This window comes from Mesorhizobium sp. M0185 (assembly GCF_040322175.1).
Classification (GTDB): Bacteria; Pseudomonadota; Alphaproteobacteria; order Rhizobiales; family Rhizobiaceae; genus Mesorhizobium.
Map to the genome: position 1 here is coordinate 1 of NZ_JAMYSY010000003.1, position 19,183 is coordinate 19,183.

The following is a 19,183-nucleotide window of genomic DNA, read 5'->3' on the forward strand; positions in this document are numbered from 1 at the left end:
TCATGTTGACGAGATAAGCCACGACATCGCCGTCGATCTCCTTCGGATTGACGAAATGCGTCATGCCGAATTTCTCGCCCCAGGCTCGTCTGTCGTTGTTCAGGTCGACGCCGATGATCATGTCGGCGCCGGCAAGGCGCAGGCCCTGGATGACGTTGAGGCCGATGCCGCCGAGGCCGAACACGATCGCCGTCGCGCCTTGCTCGACCTTGGCCGTGTTGATCACCGCACCGATGCCGGTGGTGACGCCGCAGCCGATGTAGCAGATCTTGTCGAACGGGGCGTCGGCATTGACCTTGGCCACCGCGATCTCGGGCAGCACGGTGAAGTTGGAGAAGGTCGAGCAGCCCATGTAGTGGAACAGCTTGTCCTTGCCGATCGAGAAGCGCGAGGTGCCGTCCGGCATCAAGCCCTGTCCCTGCGTGGCGCGGATGGCGGTGCACAGATTGGTCTTGCGCGACAGGCAGGACGGGCACTGCCGGCATTCCGGCGTGTAGAGCGGGATGACATGGTCGCCCTTCCTGACCGAGGAGACGCCCTTGCCGACGTCGACGACGATGCCGGCGCCCTCATGGCCAAGGATCGCCGGAAACAGGCCTTCCGGGTCGGCGCCCGACAGCGTGAACTCGTCGGTGTGGCAGATGCCGGTTGCCTTGATCTCGACCAGCACCTCGCCATCACGCGGACCGTCGAGGTCGACCTCCATGATCTGCAGCGGCTTTCCGGCGGCGACGGCGACAGCGGCGCGCGTTTTCATCAGGCAATCCTCCCAAGGCAGTCTGCAATCCAGGTTAGATTTAACTTACCATTCAGCTCTGCGCTATGCACGAAGCGACGTTCTGACCCCGGATTTTCGTCAGCGCCCGCCGATTTGCATGCGGGATAGGCTCCGACTTTGCCTTGACCGGCCCCCTGAAGCCCATAAAACGGGAAGCCCGTAAAAGAAGGGCAGCCGAGGGACGAGGCCTGCATGTTCACAAAGATCCTGGTCGCCAACCGTGGCGAGATCGCCTGCCGCGTGATCAAGACGGCGCGCAAGATGGGCATCGCCACCGTCGCGGTCCATTCCGACGCCGACCGCGACGCCGTGCATGTCGAAATGGCCGACGAGGCGGTGCATATCGGGCCTTCGCCGGCTGCGCAAAGTTATCTGGTCGCGGAAAAGATCATCGCCGCCTGCAAGGCGACAGGAGCAGAGGCCGTGCATCCCGGCTACGGTTTCCTGTCCGAGCGGGCATCCTTCTGCGAAGCGCTGGAGCAGCAAGGCATCGTCTTCATCGGCCCGAAGCCCAAGGCCATCAAGGCGATGGGCGACAAGATCGAATCGAAGAAGTTCGCCAACGCGGCCAAGTTGTCGACGGTGCCCGGCTGGCTCGGCGTCGTCGAAAGCGCCGCCCATGCCGAAAGAATAGCCGGCGAAATCGGCTATCCCGTGATGATCAAGGCTTCGGCCGGCGGCGGCGGCAAGGGCATGCGCATCGCCTGGAGCAAGGCAGAGGTGCGCGACGGCTTCGACCGGGCGCGGTCGGAGGCGAAAAGCTCGTTCGGCGATGACCGCGTCTTCATCGAAAAATTCATCGTCGATCCGCGCCATATCGAAATCCAGGTGCTCGCCGACGCGCATGGCAACACGCTCTATCTCGGCGAGCGCGAATGCTCGATCCAGCGCCGCAACCAGAAGGTCGTGGAGGAGGCGCCGTCGCCGTTCCTCGACGCCAAGACCCGCAAAGCCATGGGCGAGCAGTCGGTGGCGCTGGCCAAGGCCGTCGACTACCAGAGCGCCGGCACCGTCGAGTTCATCGTCGACAGCGACAAGAACTTCTATTTCCTGGAAATGAACACGCGGCTGCAGGTCGAGCATCCGGTGACGGAACTCGTCACCGGCATCGACCTGGTCGAGCAGATGATCCGCGTGGCAGCCGGCGAAAAGCTCGCCATCAAGCAGAGCGACGTCAAGCTGAATGGCTGGGCGGTGGAAAGCCGCCTCTATGCCGAAGATCCGTATCGCAACTTTCTGCCGTCGATCGGCAGGCTGACGAAATACCGGCCGCCGGAAGAGGGAAAATTCGGCGAAATCGTCATCCGCAACGATACCGGCGTTACCGAAGGCTCGGAAATCTCGATGTTCTACGACCCGATGGTCGCCAAGCTGTGCACCTGGGCGCCGACACGGCTGGCGGCGATCGACGCGATGTCGGAAGCGCTGGACAGTTTCGTCGTCGACGGCATCGAGCACAACATACCGTTCCTGGCGGCGCTGATGCAGCATCCGCGCTGGCGGGAAGGGCGGCTATCGACGGCGTTCATCGCCGAGGAGTATCCCGACGGCTTCGCACCCATTGTGCCGAACAGCGAAGAAAACGCGGTGCTGGCCGCGATCGCAACCGCGGTCGAACTGCTGCGCCGCGACCGGCTCGACCGGCTGGGCGGGCGGCTGGCGCCGCATTCGGGCGCCTTGAAACGCGATTGGGCGGTGAAGATCGGCCGGGATTATCTTTCGGTTGCCATCGTCGAAGGCATGATTTCCATTCCGATGGAGCTCGACCTCACAATCGACGGCGGCAAACCGCTAACGGTGGCATCCGACTGGCGGCCGGGCGATCTCATCTGGCGCGGCACGGTCGGCGGCCGCAAGGTCGCGGCGCAAGTCAGGCCGGTGCTGAACGGGTTCCGCATCGCCTGGAAAGGCATCTCGGTGACAGCCCGCGCCATGCTGCCGCGCACCGCCGAGCTCGAACGGCTGATGCCGGAAAAAGTGGCGCCGGACACCTCCAAGATGCTGCTCTGCCCGATGCCCGGCCTCGTCGTCTCGATCGCCGTTGCCGAGGGGCAGGAGGTCAAGGCCGGCGAGACGCTGGCCGTGGTCGAGGCGATGAAGATGGAAAACGTGCTGCGCGCCGAGCGCGATCTCATCGTCTCGAAGCTCAACGCCAGGCCAGGCGACAGCCTTGCCGTTGATGCGGTGATCATGGAATTCGCGTGAGGCCGAAACCCCCGCCCTCGACGCCCGTCAGAAGTTGGCGGGACAGCGCCCCCCTCTGTCCTGCCGGACATCTCCCCCTCCAGGGGGGAGATTGGCAGCCTCGGCGCCTCGCTCGCTCCTGCAACGTTGGAAATTGGCGAAAGCCGAGATGATGGCCAATCTCCCCCCTCGTGGGGGAGATGTCCGGCAGGACAGAGGGGGGCGCGAAGGAACGCGACTTTGCAATTGGTTGAGCATGCTCGCTTGAGGAGGGACAAGGCGAGGCCGTGAGGAATTCGCACTTTTTTGCCGTCACAACGTATTTTGTTCTTGCTTTGTGCCGGCAGCTATGCTAGTAATTTGGTGCTAATTGGCTCCAACGACCCGCCCGCTGTGGCGGGTTTTGTGTTTCCGACCTGAGGTTGGCGGGACAGCGCCCTCTCTGTCCTGCCGGACATCTCCCCCACGAGGGGGGAGATTGGCAGATTCGGCGGTTGCTCTAAACTTCCAAAGCTCCAATCACTACCGCTGGACTCGTGTTACCCGGTGCCGGACAATACATCTTCATCGACTGAGTCCTTGTGAGGCGGCGCGAAAAAACCATGGCGGATGAGAGACTTCCACGCGATCCCTTGCTGCGCGAGGCCTATGCAAAGGCGTCGCGGGCGGAGGCGGCGGCGCGTCGGTTCATTCATCTGCGCGTGCATTCGGCCTATTCGCTGCTCGAAGGTGCCTTGCAGCTCGGCAAGATCGTCGGCCATGCGGTGCAGGACGAATGCCCGGCAATCGCCGTCACCGACACCAACAATCTGTTCGGCGCGCTGGAATTCGCCCAGAAGGCGGTAAAGGACGGCATCCAGCCGATCATCGGCTGCCAGATCGACCTCGCCTTTTCCGGCGAGGCGAGCGACAGCCAGCGCGACCGCCGGCGGCAAGGACCGGAGATGCGGCCGGTCGTCCTGATCGCCGCAACCGAGGCCGGCTACGGCAATCTGGTCAGGCTGGTCAGCCGCGTCTACCTCGAGACACCGCCCTGCGAAGCGGTGCATCTGACGAGCGAGATGCTGCAGGGCCACACCGACGGATTGATCTGCCTTACGGGCGGGCCGCGCGGTCCGATAGGCACTGCATTGAAACAGGATCGCCGCGAACTCGCCGAGACCCGGCTCTCGGCGCTCAAGAGCCTGTTCGGCGACCGGCTCTATGTCGAGCTTGAGCGCGTGTCCGGCTATGACCGCGCCATCGAGCAGTCGTCGGTCGATCTCGCCTACCGCCACGATCTGCCGCTGGTTGCCACCAACGAGGCGTTTTTCTTCTCTCGTGAAGACTATGAGGCGCATGACGCCCTGATCGCCATCGCCGAAGGTTCCGTGGTTGCGGCCGACAATCGCCGCCGACTTTCGCCCGACCACTTCCTGAGAGGCCAGGCCGATATGGCGAGGCTGTTCGCCGACCTGCCGGAAGCAATCGACAACACCGTCGAGATCGCGCTGCGCTGCTCGTATTACCCGAAGACCCGCAATCCGATTCTGCCGCGCTTTGCCGGCCGCGATGTCGCCGACGCCGATGCTGCGGTCAAGGCGGAGGCGCAAGAGCTTGCCAGGCAGGCGCATGAAGGGCTAGAGGCGCGGCTGGCGGCGCACGGGCCGACGCCCGGCTATACCGTCGAGCAATATCGCGAAAGGCTGGATTTCGAGCTCGGCGTCATCGAGAAGATGAAATATCCGGGCTATTTCCTGATCGTTGCCGACTTCATCAAATGGGCCAAGGCACAAGGGATTCCGGTCGGCCCGGGCCGCGGATCGGGCGCCGGCTCGCTGGTCGCCTATGCCACGACCATCACCGACATCGACCCACTGCGTTTTTCGCTGCTGTTCGAGCGCTTCCTCAATCCCGACCGCGTGTCGATGCCCGACTTCGACATCGACTTCTGCCAGGACCGGCGCGAGGAAGTCATCCGCTACGTCCAGCAGAAATACGGCCGCGACCAGGTTGGCCAGATCATCACCTTCGGCACGCTGCAGGCGCGCGCGGTGCTGCGCGACGTCGGCCGCGTGCTGCAGATGCCTTACGGGCAGGTCGACAAGCTGAGCAAGATGGTGCCGTCGAACCCGGCCAATCCGGTCAAGCTCGCCGACGCCATCGCCAACGAGCCGCGCTTTGCCGAAGAGGCGGAGCGTGAGCCGATCGTGCAGACGCTGCTCGATACGGCGCAGAAACTGGAAGGTCTTTATCGGCACGCCTCGACGCACGCCGCCGGCATCGTCATCGGCGACCGGCCGCTGTCGGAGCTGGTGCCGATGTACCGCGATCCGCGCTCGGACATGCCGGTCACGCAGTTCAACATGAAATATGTCGAGCAGGCCGGGCTGGTGAAATTCGACTTCCTTGGCCTGAAGACGCTGACGGTGCTGGACAGGGCCGTCAAGCTGATCCGCCGCCGCGGGATCGAGATCGATCTTGCCCACATTCCGCTCGACGACCCCGAAACCTACGCCATGCTGTCGCGCGGCGAGGTGGTCGGCGTGTTCCAGGTGGAAAGTGCCGGCATGCGCAAGGCGCTGATCGGCATGCGGCCCGACTGTATCGAGGACATTATCGCGCTGGTCGCGCTCTACCGGCCGGGGCCGATGGAGAACATACCGACCTACAACGCCAGAAAGCACGGCGAGGAGGAGATGGCGTCGATCCACCCGAAGATCGACCATCTCGTCAAGGAGACGCAAGGCGTCATCGTCTACCAGGAACAGGTGATGCAGATCGCGCAGGAGCTCTCCGGCTATTCGCTGGGCGAAGCCGATCTGCTGCGCCGCGCCATGGGCAAGAAGATCCGCGCCGAGATGGACAAGCAGCGCGAGCGCTTTGTTTCGGGCGCGGTCGAGCGCGGCGTCGGCAAGCCGCAAGCCGACTTCATCTTCGACCTGCTGGCAAAGTTTGCCGACTACGGTTTCAACAAATCGCATGCCGCCGCCTATGCCGTCGTCTCCTACCAGACCGCCTATCTGAAGGCGCATTACCCCGTCGAATTCCTGGCGGCATCGATGACGCTCGACATGGGCAATACGGACAAGCTCGCCGATTTCCGCCAGGATGCGCTGCGCCTCGGCATCGAGGTGGTGGCGCCGTCGGTCATGACGTCGTTCCGGGATTTCGAGGTCGGCGAGAACCGCATCTTCTATTCGCTGGCCGCGCTCAAGGGCGTCGGCGATGCGGCGGTCGAGCACATCGTCGCCACGCGCGGCGAAAAACCCTTCAAGAGTCTCGCCGATTTCTGTGAAAGGGTCGATCCGAAGATCGTCGGCAAGCGCGTCTTCGAAAGCCTGATCATGGCCGGCGCGCTCGACTGCTTCGGTCATGACCGCGCGGCGATGATGGCCGGCGTCGAGCGGATGATGGGGCTGGCGTCGCTGGCGCAGCAGAATGCCGTCACCGGCCAGCATGACATCTTTGGCGCCTCGCTCGGCGCACAGTCGCAGGCGCTCAACTTGCCGGCGACCGATCCCTGGCTCGCCGCCGACCGCCTGCATCGTGAATTCCAGGTGGTCGGGTTCTATCTCTCGGCGCATCCGCTCGACGAATACAAGGCGGCGCTGCAGAAAATGCGGGTGCAGACCTGGGGCGAGTTTTCGGCCGCCGTCAAACGCGGTGCTGCCGCCGGCCGGCTCGCCGGCACGGTGACCACCAAGCAGGAGCGCAAGACGCGCACCGGCAACAAGATGGGCGTCGTGCAGTTCTCCGACACGTCCGGCCAGTATGAAGCGGTGCTGTTTTCCGAGGGGCTGGCGCAATACCGCGACTTGCTCGAACCCGGCCGCTCGGTGGTGATCACCGTTTCGGCCGAGGACAGGCCTGAAGGCGTCAATCTGCGCATCCAGACCGTGCAGTCGTTGGAGGAAGAGGCAAGCCGTATCCAGAAAGCGTTGCGCATCTTCGTCAGAAATGACGCACCGGCATCGACAATCCAATCGCAGCTTGGCCAGCGTGGCGACAGTCAGGTGAGCATCATCGTCATCAAGGAAGGCGGCGAGGGCGAGGTCGAGATCGAGTTGCCCAACCGCTACCGCGTATCGCCGCAGATCGCGTCGGCGATGCGGGCGGTGCCGGGCGTGGTCGAGGTGGAACTGGTCTAAGAGTTAGCGCACGCTTATGAAGCGGCGATCTCCGCCGGTTGCGGTGCTCTCCGCTGCAGGTTGAGCAGATTTCCCATGAGGATCAGCAGGGCGCCACCGGCGGTGAAGGCGTCGATCTGCTCGTGATAGAGCAGCCATCCGATCACCGCCGACAGCGGCACGCGCAAAAAGTCCATTGGCGAGATGACCGTCGCATCGGCATAGACAAGTGCGCGGGCCATGCAGAAATGCGACGACATGCCGGTGAAGGCGATGAGCAGGATCCACGGCCAGAGCTCAAGCGGCGGGTTGCGCCATTCGTAAAGCGCCGGGACGAGGCCAAGCAGCGACTGGATGATCAGCATCCAGAAGATGATGCGCACGACGCTGTCCGTCCGCGTCAGCGACTTGACGAGGACCACCGAGACGCCGAAGCAGACCGCGGCTCCCAGCACGATGACATGTCCCGGATTGACCGCGCCGACGCCCGGACGCACGATGATCACAACGCCGATCAGCCCGAGCACGATCGCCGCCAGCCGTGGCCGGGACAGCCTTTCGCCGAGGAAAGCGACGGCCAGCAAAGCGGTCCAGATCGGCGTCGTGAATTCGATCGAGATCAGTACCGCAAGCGGGATCAGCGTCAGGGCGTAGAGCCAGGCAGTCTGGCCGGTATAGTGGACGACGTTGCGGGCGATATGAGCCAGCGGGCGTCCGGTGCGCATCGCCGCAAAACCGCCTGACATCATGACCAGCGGCAACAGGATGAAAAAGCCGATCACCGAGCGCAGCTCGAGCACCTGGAAGACGTTTAGTTCGGCCGTCGTGGCACGGCCGGCCACCGACATCGCCAGGAACGAGGCGATCGACAGCGCCATCCAGAACGCGGCCTTGGGGATCGAGGGTGCGGGTGCCATGCGGCTATGTCGCAAGCCGGAGCGCTCATCGCAACCGCTAGCCGACGCATTCGACTGGGCCAGCCGTGCAGCGTTGCAAACAGTGATGTTGAAGCCGGAACCCGCCGCTGAGGGAAGCGTTGGTCCCTCAGTGTTTGCGTGCTGTGTTTTGGATACCAACGAGGAGCGGTCCGATGAAATCACTTGCACGATTTGTACTTGCCGGCTGCCTGACGGCCGGGGCCGGGGCCGGGACAGCGCATGCCGACGATCCGGATTTTCTTCGCTCATTCCAGGGGAATTTCGCCGGCAAAGGCATCGTCAAGGTGACCACCGATGCGCCGACGGTGAATGTCTCCTGTTATTTCAATTCCGACGCAACGTCGAGCTCGCTATCGCTCGACGGCAGCTGCCGCGGTCTTATCGTGGTAACGCGCGCCATCAGCGCCGATCTCAAATCGAGCGGGACGAAATACACCGGCACCTATGTCGGATCGCGCACCGGGCCGGCGCAATTGAGCGGCAGCCGCTCCGGCAACGCAATCAATCTCGGCATCCGTTGGGCCAAGGAGGTCAATGGCGATCGCAAGGCGCAAATGACGGTCGAGAAGAACGGCGAGAATGGCATGCGGCTGATCGTCGTCGATACCGATCCGAAAACCGGGAAGAGTGTGGTGACCACCCGGATCGATCTGCAGCGCACGTGACTGGGGCAAGTTGATATTCAGGTGAGGCCGGCCTGCGAAAGGCGGTTTCCTGCGCATCCAGTGCTCACGTACTCACAAGTGCGCTCCGCTCCGGTTCTCGGAAACCACCCTTCTCGACTCGGCCTGACCTGAATCTCAAACATGCCGGTATCATTCCTCGACCGGTTCGGGCGGATGGGCATCGCGGCCCTTGCCGAAGGTATAGCCGGTTTCCACCGCCCTGCGGCCGAACTTGCCGCGCAGCGTGTCGATGGCGCCTTCGGCCATGGCGCGCTTGCGTGACTGGACGTCGACCAGATCGGGCGGGTCCGCCCGGTCATCGTCGGAGAGATCGCTGACGCCAATGCCGAGCAGCCGGTATTTCGTGCCATCCGCTTCCTTGCGCAGCAGCTCGAGCCCGGTCTGAAAGATGCGGTCGGCCAGCCGGGTCGGATCGCCGAGCTGGCGATTGCGCGTGCGGATCTTGAAATCCTGGGTCTTCAGCTTGAGGACGACGGTGCGTCCGGCAATGCCGGATTTCTTCAGCCGGGCCGAGACTTTTTCCGACAGCGCCCTCAGCACCGAAACCAGTTCGTCGACGGAGGCGATGTCGGTATCGAAAGTGGTTTCCGCCGAGACGCTTTTCGCGTCCTGGTCGGGAACGACGCGACGGTCGTCCTCGCCGCGCGAAAGCCGGTAGAGCCGGTCGCCCATGACGCCGTAGCGGCGCATCAGATCGCCACGTTCCATGCGCTGCAACTGGCCGATGGTGCGGATGCCGTCGCGCTCGAGGGTGGCGGCAAAGGCCTTGCCGACCCCCCAGATCAGCGTCACCGGCTGCTCGGCCAGGAAGCCGATAGCCTCGGCCTCGCCGATCACCGAAAAGCCGCGCGGCTTGCGGAAGTCCGATGCCACCTTGGCCAGGAACTTGCAGTAGGAAAGACCGGCCGAAACGGTGATGCCGATCTCCTTTTCCACGCCGAGTGCGAAGCGCGCCAGCACCACCGCAGGCGGCAGGCCATGCAGGCGCTCGGTGCCGGCGAGGTCGAGAAAGGCCTCGTCGATCGAGAGCGGCTCGACCAGCGGCGTCAGCGCCTGCATCATAGCGCGCACCTCACGGCCGACGCGGACGTATTTTTCCATGTCCGGCGGCAGGACCACCGCTTCCGGACAGGCTTCGAGCGCCTTGAACATCGGCATTGCCGAGCGCACGCCGTGGATGCGGGCAATGTAGCATGCGGTGGAGACGACGCCGCGCTTGCCGCCGCCGATGATCAATGGCCGGTCCTTCAACGCCGGGTTGTCGCGCTTTTCGACCGCCGCGTAGAACGCGTCGCAATCGATATGCGCAAGGCGCAGCCGGTAGAGCTCCGGATGGCGGGCGAGCCGTGGACTGCCGCAGCGCTCGCAACGGCGTGCCTCGCTGCACTGAAAACTCAGGCAGTCGCGGCAAAAACCGTGTTCGGAATTGTTGACAGGGGCCGCCATCGCTGCGAACATAAAGAGAACAAATGCAATCGTACGTCAGGACGGATGCCACGACAAGGCGGTGGGCCGGGAGAGAGCTCATGAATACGACCATAGCGCCGCTAGTGCCCGAGCTTTGGGCGGATTTCGAAGATCTTTTCGGTAGGCAAGGCGCCTGCTACGGCTGCTGGTGCACACATTTCCGGCTGTCGCCCGCAGCACGCCGCGCGAGCAACCGGGAGCGCAACAAGGACCACATCAAGGCGCGGATCGAGGCCGGGCCGCCGCCCGGCCTGCTGGCTTTCGAGGGTGGCCAGGCGGTCGGCTGGATGCAGATCGGCCCGCGTGCCGACGTGCCCGAATGGAACAACCAGGGCAGGGGGTCGGCGCCGATCGACCCCGCCGACGCCAGCGATCTGGGCGTCTGGGCGATTTCCTGCTTCTTCATCCGCACCAAAGCACGGGGCAAGGGCCTGTCGCACCGCCTGGTCCAAGGCGGCATCGAGTTCGCCCGCGAGAACGGCGCGCGGCTGATCGAGGCCTGCCCGATCGACCTGTCGAAGGATTCGCGCTCGATCGGGCTGTTCGTCGGCTCGTCGCGGGTCTTCGAAAAGGCCGGGTTCCAGCGATTGGTCGAACGTAAGCCAGGCCGACCGCTGGTGCGGCTGGTGCTTTAGCCGGATGCGCTTTTGGCCTACAGTCGGCGTCTTGCCGCTGTAACGCTGTTTCACTAACACAAGCAATGATTTGGCCCGAGACAACGGAGAATCGACGTGAAGCGTGTATTGCCACTTGTTCTCGCCGTCGCGTTTAGCGCGCCCGCTTTCGCCCAGACCGTCGACAGCCAAGGCGCGAAGAAGCTTACCGATGATCTGGCACATTATTTCGGCAGGCAGGGTTTCGATATCGGGCTGGTGAAAATCACTGCCGACGGCGATGCGTACAAACTCGCCGTCGATTTCAAGCCGCTCGTCGCTTTGCTGTCGAAACAGGATTCCTTCAAGTTCGACGTCACGCCTTACGACATGCGGGTCAAGCCGCGCCAGGACGGGCAGTGGGACGTGTCGGCGGATACGTCGCTGACCGGATCGTTCGATTTCAAGGGGCCTCAAGGGCCGCAGCACATCGACTTTTCGGTGTCGAACAACAAGTTCACCGGTGTATATGATCCGGCCCTGGTGGCCTTCGTCAGCGCCACGGGGTCAATGGACGCTATAACGATGAAAACCCGGGAGCCGAAGCAAGAGGCCGATGTCTCTGCCGGTGCCGGCACCGCCACGCTAAATTCGACGAAATCGGCGAACGGCGGCATCGATTTCACTGTCGCGGAAAAGATCTTGAATTTTGCTGAAGTCCTCAAAATCAACGATCCCGAGCGAGGGTTGAATTTCCCGGTCACCCTCAATGCGCCGGAACTTTCGGTGCATGCAAACGGCAAGGGTGTTCGGACAAAGCCGTTGATGGATCTGCTTGCTTTTGCCGTCGCTAATGAAGACGAGGCGAAACTGAAAGTAAATCAGGCGGAACTTAAGTCACGTCTCCTTGCGGCGTTGCCTGTCTGGGAAAGAATCGACGGAACGTACGCCTTCAAGGATTTCGCAATTGAGAGCCCAGTCGGCAAGTGGGGTGCGAAGCAGTTGGATTTGGCTAGCGGCATGGATGGCGTCTCCCAGAACGGCAAAATCAACTATGGGATCAAGGCCTCCGGTCTGACGATCCCCCGGCAATTGCTGCCCGCCTGGACTGGTCCACTGGTGCCGACGGATATCGACCTTAACTTCGGCGGTGCCAATATCGATCTCGACACGATGGCGAAGAAGGCGATCGAAGCCTTTGATCTCAATAAGAATCCGCCGTTGCCGGGGGAATTCGGCAAGGCTTTGGTCGCCGATTTCAAGGCCAAGAAACCCAAAGTAATCCTCGGCCACTCGACCGTGAAGAATGGCGACGTCGAAGTCGCCATGGAAGGCGAGATGACTTTCCCGGGCGGCGAAAAGCCTGATGCGACCGTGACCGTCGCTGTGGCCGGCTACGACAAGATCGTCGATGCCCTGAAGGAAGGCGCCAAGAGCGATGAGCAGATGGCGCAGGCCTTCCCCTTTGCGCTGGCCGTCAAAGGTTTTGGCAAGACGCTGCCGGATGGCCGGCTTGAATGGGTGATCAACACCAAGGCCGATGGGTCCGTTGCGGTCAACGGCGCCATGCTGAAGGGGCCGGATGAAGTCCAGGACGACAGCGCCGGCCAGGATGACAACTCGGGCGATGATGGCGCGAATGGAACGGACAATTCGACCGGGGGCGAGGATTCGGACGGCGGCGACAATGGCGGGGCAGGACCGAAGCTGCAGCCCTGAGCGCTCGCATTAAAGCCCCAGAGCGCTCGCGATCTTCGGCGCGGCGTCGCGCCAGTCTTCGACGACTCTGACGCCGTCCGGCGGCGGCGGCAGGAAAGCGCGCAGCGAATTGTCGGCCATCAGATGGAAGAGATACGCATCGGCGACCGAGTTCTGCACCGACACAAGATTGGACGGCTGATCGTCGACGAAAGCGACCGGGCGGCCCTTGTTGCCGCGCAATTTGGCCACCGCCGGTCCCTTGGCCATTTCGGTGGTCAAAAGCGGGTAGGGCAATCCGAACGCGTCGAGATGCGCACGGCGCACCACGCGGTGCTTGTGCGGCATGGCGGTTAGCAGAACGATCTCGGCGCTGTCGCTAAGCGCTGCAAGAGCATCCTCGGCACCGTCGGTGATGCTTTGCCAATCGGCCTGGGCGTCAAAGAATTCCCCCAGAAGTGCCGTAACCTCGGGCTGTTCGATCAAACGGCCGCTCGCCGTTTCGGTGATGTTGCCGGTGAGGCGGAAGGAAGCCAGCGTCAGGCCGAAGCCGCGCGATTTGAGGAAATGCGGAAACGGCCGGATGAATTCGAGCACGACGTCGTCGACGTCGAGCACCAGCAGCGGCCGGTCGTCGTCGGCCAGCTCCTCGATCTGCCGCGCCGTCTCGGGATCGTCGCTCATACCGAATGCTCATGATTGTCGTCGCCGAGCGGCAGCGCCCGCAATGCCTTGCCGACTGCGGCCGGCGGCGTCCCGGTCTCCTCGGAGAAACGCATCAGCGTCGGCTCGTGGGCAAGGATGAACTGCAGCACGCCGGCCAGGAATCCCGGCTCGCCCGCCGCCCGGCGGATGGAATGGGCTTCGATGCCGGTGATCGCCAGGAAGCGGGGCAGAAGTTCCGGATCGGCGGCGACGAAGCCCAACGCCTTTACGGCAACCGTTTCCGCTTCCTCGCGCATTGACGCTGCGTTTGCCATCGCTACCTTCCTTCATGGGCGGAATCGTTCTGTTTTCGCAGTACTGGCAAGTGTCGCCGGCAGCAAGCTCGCCGACCTGGAATCCGAACGCTTTTAGGACGACCGGTTTCCGTTTCGTCAATCATATTGCCGTATAGTGGGAACAGGTTTGGTGCGTGCCGACAAGGGGCGCATGACGGCACCCTTCGAGTGAAAGGTCAGCCGGGACGGGAAATCGATGCCAAAGAAGGTTATGATCGTCGAAGACAACGAGCTCAACATGAAGCTCTTTCGCGACCTCATCGAAGCGAGCGGCTACGAGACGGTGCGCACACGCAACGGCCTGGAAGCGCTGGATCTGGCGCGCCAGCACAGGCCGGACCTCATCCTGATGGACATCCAGCTGCCGGAAGTGTCGGGCCTCGAGGTCACCAAATGGCTGAAGGAGGACGATGATCTCCACGTCATCCCGGTCATCGCCGTCACCGCCTTCGCGATGAAGGGGGACGAGGAGCGCATTCGCCAGGGCGGCTGCGAGGCATACATCTCCAAGCCGATCTCGGTGCCGCGTTTCATCGAAACCATCAAATCCTACCTGGGCGATGCCTGATGTATCTTTCCAGCCGAGCCGGAGCTTTGTGAAATGACCGCGCGGATCCTCGTCGTCGACGACATCCCAGCAAATGTCAGGCTGCTGGAGGTTCGGCTGCTCGCCGAATATTTCGAGGTCCTGACCGCCACCAACGGGCCGGACGCGATCGAGATCTGCGAGAACGGCAAGGTCGACGTCGTGCTGCTCGACGTGATGATGCCCGACATGGACGGGTTCGAGGTCTGCCGGCGGCTGAAGGGCGACCCGGCGACATCGCACATCCCTGTCGTGATGATCACCGCGCTCGACCAGGTTTCGGACCGGGTGCGCGGCCTCGAGGCCGGCGCCGACGATTTTTTGACCAAGCCGGTTAACGATCTGCAGTTGATGACGCGCGTCAAGAGCCTGGTCAGGCTGAAATCGCTGACCGACGAGCTGCGGCTGCGCGCCTCGACGACACGCAATATCGGCATCGAGGAGCTTTTGAGCCGCAACTTCGCTAGCGACGATGCGGTGCCGAAGGTGCTGCTGGTCGACGAGCGCAAATCCTCGTTCGAGCGCATCCAGAAGATGCTGCGCGGCAGTGCCGATCTCGACGTCGCCAACGATCCGCATGCCGGCTTCTTCCAGGCCGCCGAGCAGCCGTATGAATGCGTGATGATCTCGACGGCCTTCGCCGATTTCGACCCGCTGAGGCTCTGCTCGCAATTGCGCTCGCTCGATCGCACCCGTTTCCTGCCGATCATCCTTCTGGCGGACGAGGGCGAGGAGGGACGTATCATCCGCGGCCTCGAACTCGGCATCAACGATTATCTGATGCGGCCGATCGACCAGCAGGAGCTGACCGCGCGGCTGCGTACGCAGGTGCGCCGCAAGCGCTACAACGACCAGCTTCGCGCCAGCGTCACCCAGACCATCGAGATGGCGGTGACCGATGCCCTGACCGGCCTGCACAACCGCCGCTATCTCGACAGCCATTTGCAGACGCTGTTCGACCGCGCCGTGGCAAGGCGCCGGCCGCTGTCGGTGATGATCACCGATCTGGACCGCTTCAAGAGCATCAACGACGCGCATGGCCATGACGGCGGCGACGACGTGCTGCGCGAATTCGCGCGGCGGCTGCGCAAGAATGTGCGCGGCATCGATCTAGCCTGCCGCTTCGGCGGTGAGGAGTTCGTCGTGGTGATGCCGGACACCGACGGCGCGGTAGCCGAAAAGGTCGCCGAGCGCATTCGCGCCGAAATCGCCCAGCTGCCGTTTGCCATCGGCACCGAAGGCAAGGCCGTCGAAGTCACCGTCAGCGTCGGCGTGTCGTCGGTGCTGAAGGGGGTAGACACGGTCTCGGCGCTGATGAAACGCGCCGACCTCGCGCTCTACGAAGCCAAGAGCGGCGGCCGCAATCGCGTCGTCGCCAAGGCGGCTTAGCACCGAACACCAATTGCCCGGTCAACGCGACAAGGTTACGAATTTACCTTAATCCAAGCGATTTGCGAGGCTTGGTTAAGAAACGGTTGATTTCCATAAGTTGTTGCGCAAATGTGCAGCCCTTAGACGTAACCGGCACGAGGCTAGATCGCCGGTTCGACCCGAAGAATACCCCATGATGCTCAGGTCCGCCGCATCTCCTGGGTCCGTGGGGTCGGCCGGCCGGCGCTGGCACATAGTGGCCTCCTCGTACCGCTGCCAAACGCCGGCCGGCCCCCAATTTTCAAAACACATCAGGATTCTACGCCAAGACCCGGAAAACGCTTGGTTTTTGTTGCGGCAGGGACAGCGCCTTTTGAAATAGCCGGCTGGGCAGAGCGTATGCGACCGCAGTCGGTTGACAGGGCCTGTCTTCTATGCAGAAATTGGTTGGACCATTGAGCCATTTGGTGACCCGTTGGCATGACCGAATTCGGCCTTTCCCCCATACAGGCAACTGCTCGCGACGACGCGGTGCTCAAGGCGCTGGCCGGCTTTGTGATGCGGGAAGCTCTCGGGCCCGGCCAGAGACTGCCGACCGAACGCATCCTTGCCGAGCGCCTCAAGGTGAGCCGCAACACCGTGCGCGAGGCGCTGACGCGCTGGGAAGGGCTCGGCCTGGTCGAACGGCGGCAAGGCAGCGGCACCTATCTCAAGGGAGTGGTCTCGCTGGACATGCTGCACATGCCGCTGACGCTGGCCGGCGGCAATGATTTCACCAGCCTGATGCAGACGCTGGAAATCCGCCGCGCACTGGAAGCGGAAGCCGCCGCCCTGTGCGCCGTCCGCGCGGGCCAGGCAGATCTCGTGGAGATCGGGCGCAAGCTCGACATTATGGAGCAGGCCTTCCACACCCGCGCCGGGATGTCGGCGGAGGAGGACTGGGAATTCCACCAGTCGATCTACCGCAGTTCCGGCAATCCGCTGTTCGAGCAGATCATCGCCGCCATGCACGAACTGTTCCATCGTTTCTGGGAGCATCCGCTCGGCGTGCGTGATTTCGGCCACGCCAGCTTTCCTTACCACCGCACCATCTACGAACGCATCGCCGCGCACGATCCGGAGGGGGCCCGGGCCGAGGCGCTCAAGCTGATCGCCACCGTCGAGGACGATCTGAAGCGCGGCGCGGCCAAACTCGAACTTTCAGGCCAGAAATGAGCGATCATCCCGCCGGTTTCGAAAACGACTATCTCGCCGAGGCAGCGACGCTTCTCGCCCATGACGAGCCTTTCCCCGGCGGCGCGGTGGTCCCGCCGATCTACCAGACTTCGCTCTTCACCTTCGCCAACTATTCCGAGATGGCCGACACATTCGCCGGCAGGCGACGTCAGCCGATCTATTCGCGCGGCGACAACCCGACGGTCATGGAGTTCGAGGCGCGTGTCGCCGCTCTCGAAGGCGCGGAGGCCGCGCGCGGCTTTTCCAGCGGCATGGCGGCGATCAGCGCCACGGTGCTTGCTTTCGTCGGTGCCGGTGAGCGCATGGTTGTCGTGCGCAATTGCTACGGCGATGCCTACCGGCTGTTCGAACGGCTTTTGCCACGGCTCAACATCAAGGTCGACTATGTCGACGGTTCGGATCCGGACGCGGTCGCGGCAGCACTTCCCGGCGCCAAGCTGCTCTACCTGGAAAGCCCGACGTCGATGATGTTCGAGCTCCAGGACATAACCCAGCTGGCGGGGCTGGCCAAAGAGCAGGGCATCATCACCTCGATCGACAATTCCTGGGCGACGCCGGTGTTCCAGAAGCCGATTTCGCACGGTGTCGACCTGGTGCTGCATTCGGCCTCGAAATATCTCGGCGGCCACAGCGACACCGTCGCCGGTGTGGTGGCCGGTTCGGCCGCCCATATCCGACAGATCAACGAGCAGACCTATTCCTATCTCGGCGGCAAACTTTCGCCTTTCGAGGCCTGGCTGTTGCTGCGTGGCCTGCGCACATTGCCGCTGCGGTTGCCGCATCACATGAAGAGCGGGCTGACCATCGCCGAACGGCTGAAAGCGCATGACCATGTCGAGCGGGTCAATCACCCGGCCTATTCCAACCATCCAGGCAAGGCGACGCTTGCCGGCTATGCCGGGCTGTTCTCGTTCGAAGTGACGGAAGACGTCGACATCCCGGCCTTCGTCGATGCGCTGAAACTCTTTCGCATCGGCGTCAGCTGGGGCGGCCATGAGAGCCTGGTCGTTCCGGCAAAGGCCTCGCTCGAGCAGACGCCGGGCCTGAATTCGATGGCGCGCTTCGGCGTCAGCCCACGAACCATCCGCTTCAGTGTCGGATTGGAAAGTGTCGAAGACCTGTGGGCGGATGTTGCCCAGGCCTTCGACAGAGCAAAAAGATAAAGGAGCCGTTCAAAATGGGAGTGCTGAACATGAAAAAACTGAGCATCCTTCTTGGTGCCGTCGCGGGTCTGGCGATTTCCGCCGGCAGCGTGCTGGCCGATTCCACGGTCAAGATGGTCGAGGTAATCACCAGTCCGCCGCGTACCGAATTCCTCAAGAAGCAGATCGCCGAATTCGAGGCGGCCAATCCGGGCGTCAAGGTCGAGCTGGTATCGCTGCCCTGGGGCCAGGCGTTCGAGAAGTTCCTCACCATGGTGCAGGCCGGCGACACGCCCGACATCGTCGAGATGCCGGAACGCTGGATGGGTCTCTATGCGACCAACGGCCAGCTCGAGGATCTCGGGCCATACATGGCCAAATGGGACGATGCCAAAACGCTGGGCGAGCGTGCCAAGCAGTTCGGCTCGACGGTCGATAACAAGCAGTACATGATCCCTTACGGCTATTACCTGAACGCGCTGTTCTGGAACAAGAAGCTGTTCAAGGAGGCCGGTCTGGACGGTCCGCCGGCGACGCTTGATGAATTCGTCGAGGACTCCAAAAAAATCTCGGCGATACCGGGCAAATACGGCTACTGCCTGCGCGGCGGCCCGGGCGCCTTCAACGGCATGCATATGTTCATGAACATCGCCGCCGGCAAGGGCGGCTATTTCAACGAGGACGGCACCTCGACCATCAACGAGGAAGGCTCGGTCAAGGGCCTGCAGATGCTCGCCGACATGTACAAGAACGGCCTGGCGCCGAAAGATGCGGTGAGCTGGGGTTTTAACGAGACCGTCACCGGCTTCTACAGCGGCACCTGCGCCATGCTGAACCAGGATCCCGACGCGCTGCTCGGCATCGCCGACAAGATGAGCGCCGACGACTTCGCCGTGGCGCCGATGCCGGTCGGGCCGAGCGGCAAATCCTATCCGACGCTCGGTTATGCCGGCTGGGCGATGTTCGCCAATTCCCAGCACAAGGACGATGCATGGAAGCTGATGGCGACGCTGTTGTCGCCCAAGGACAATCTGGAATGGGCAAAGGAAGTCGGCGTCATTCCAATCCACAACGGCGCCGACCAGGACGCCCACTTCAGGACCGAGCAATTCAAAGGCTGGTTCGAGGAACTGAACAACGGCGACAAATACGAGATGGTGACGCCTCCGACGCATTTGGAAAATCTCGGCAATTTCGTCGACCAGGTGGCGATCAAGAATTTTCAGGAAGTGCTGCTTGGTCAGAAGGCGGCCAAGGACGTGGCCGACGAATGGGCCAAGTTCCTGACCAAGGAACAGCAGGACTGGCTGGCCAAGAACAAGAAATAGCTTTTGTTCCTTCTCCCCGTTCACGGGGAGGGGGTGCCACGACGTGACGGATGAGGGGCGGCGCCA

General features: G+C 62.8%; 15 protein-coding genes. 10 read left to right on the top strand and 5 right to left on the bottom strand.

The features are described 5' to 3' along the window. Positions 1-757, bottom strand: a 757-nt coding sequence (locus NKJ20_RS03195; RefSeq protein WP_352742531.1) for an alcohol dehydrogenase catalytic domain-containing protein, incomplete at its 3' end; no start/stop codon positions are given. Between the two features lie 213 nt (positions 758-970). On the opposite strand from NKJ20_RS03195, the gene NKJ20_RS03200 reads away from it, so the two are divergent. Then, the gene (locus NKJ20_RS03200; protein ID WP_352742533.1) at positions 971-2,983 is read left to right on the top strand and encodes an acetyl-CoA carboxylase biotin carboxylase subunit; all 2,013 of its coding nucleotides are present in this window, start codon (positions 971-973) and stop codon (positions 2,981-2,983) included. A 581-nt stretch (positions 2,984-3,564) separates the two neighbouring features. Then, a complete protein-coding gene (dnaE, locus tag NKJ20_RS03205) occupies positions 3,565-7,092 on the top strand; it encodes a DNA polymerase III subunit alpha (RefSeq protein ID WP_352742535.1) in 3,528 nt (1,175 codons plus the stop codon). Between the two features lie 14 nt (positions 7,093-7,106). On the opposite strand, the gene NKJ20_RS03210 is transcribed toward dnaE, so the two are convergent. Further along, entirely contained in the window at positions 7,107-7,988 is an 882-nt protein-coding gene (locus NKJ20_RS03210; protein ID WP_352742537.1) for a DMT family transporter, read from the bottom strand. A 173-nt stretch (positions 7,989-8,161) separates the two neighbouring features. On the opposite strand from NKJ20_RS03210, the gene NKJ20_RS03215 reads away from it, so the two are divergent. After that, positions 8,162-8,674, top strand: coding sequence for a hypothetical protein (locus NKJ20_RS03215; RefSeq protein WP_352742539.1), 513 nt, complete (start codon positions 8,162-8,164; stop codon positions 8,672-8,674). A gap of 150 nt (positions 8,675-8,824) precedes the next feature. On the opposite strand, the gene NKJ20_RS03220 is transcribed toward NKJ20_RS03215, so the two are convergent. Then, positions 8,825-10,153: a DNA polymerase IV gene (locus NKJ20_RS03220; protein ID WP_352742541.1), complete on the bottom strand. Its 1,329-nt coding sequence runs from the start codon at positions 10,151-10,153 to the stop codon at positions 8,825-8,827. Positions 10,154-10,221: 68 nt separating this feature from the next. Here NKJ20_RS03220 and NKJ20_RS03225 point away from each other — a divergent pair, with 68 nt between their 5' ends. After that, positions 10,222-10,797, top strand: coding sequence for a GNAT family N-acetyltransferase (locus NKJ20_RS03225; protein WP_352742543.1), 576 nt, complete (start codon positions 10,222-10,224; stop codon positions 10,795-10,797). Between the two features lie 96 nt (positions 10,798-10,893). Next, positions 10,894-12,474: a hypothetical protein gene (locus tag NKJ20_RS03230; RefSeq protein WP_352742545.1), complete on the top strand. Its 1,581-nt coding sequence runs from the start codon at positions 10,894-10,896 to the stop codon at positions 12,472-12,474. Positions 12,475-12,483: 9 nt separating this feature from the next. Here the strand turns inward: NKJ20_RS03230 and NKJ20_RS03235 are convergent, their stop codons facing one another. After that, positions 12,484-13,137: a hypothetical protein gene (locus NKJ20_RS03235; RefSeq protein ID WP_352742547.1), complete on the bottom strand. Its 654-nt coding sequence runs from the start codon at positions 13,135-13,137 to the stop codon at positions 12,484-12,486. After that, complete coding sequence (locus NKJ20_RS03240) at positions 13,134-13,433, bottom strand: DUF3572 domain-containing protein (protein ID WP_352742549.1); 300 nt, start codon at positions 13,431-13,433, stop codon at positions 13,134-13,136. The genes NKJ20_RS03235 and NKJ20_RS03240 overlap by 4 nt, the downstream gene beginning before the upstream one ends. A gap of 217 nt (positions 13,434-13,650) precedes the next feature. Here NKJ20_RS03240 and NKJ20_RS03245 point away from each other — a divergent pair, with 217 nt between their 5' ends. From NKJ20_RS03245 to NKJ20_RS03265, 5 genes are all read left to right on the top strand, one after another. Next, on the top strand, positions 13,651-14,022 hold the full coding sequence (locus NKJ20_RS03245; protein WP_006334976.1) for a response regulator: 372 nt from the start codon (positions 13,651-13,653) through the stop codon (positions 14,020-14,022). Between the two features lie 33 nt (positions 14,023-14,055). Further along, the gene (locus tag NKJ20_RS03250; protein WP_352742551.1) at positions 14,056-15,429 is read left to right on the top strand and encodes a PleD family two-component system response regulator; all 1,374 of its coding nucleotides are present in this window, start codon (positions 14,056-14,058) and stop codon (positions 15,427-15,429) included. Between the two features lie 462 nt (positions 15,430-15,891). Then, positions 15,892-16,626 (top strand): FadR/GntR family transcriptional regulator, encoded by a 735-nt coding sequence (locus NKJ20_RS03255; RefSeq protein ID WP_023679986.1) that lies wholly within the window; start codon positions 15,892-15,894, stop codon positions 16,624-16,626. Continuing rightward, entirely contained in the window at positions 16,623-17,810 is a 1,188-nt protein-coding gene (locus tag NKJ20_RS03260; protein WP_352742553.1) for a PLP-dependent transferase, read from the top strand. Before NKJ20_RS03255 ends, NKJ20_RS03260 begins: the two co-directional genes overlap by 4 nt. Positions 17,811-17,839: 29 nt before the next feature. Further along, on the top strand, positions 17,840-19,117 hold the full coding sequence (locus NKJ20_RS03265; protein WP_031212851.1) for an ABC transporter substrate-binding protein: 1,278 nt from the start codon (positions 17,840-17,842) through the stop codon (positions 19,115-19,117). Positions 19,118-19,183 lie beyond the last annotated feature (66 nt).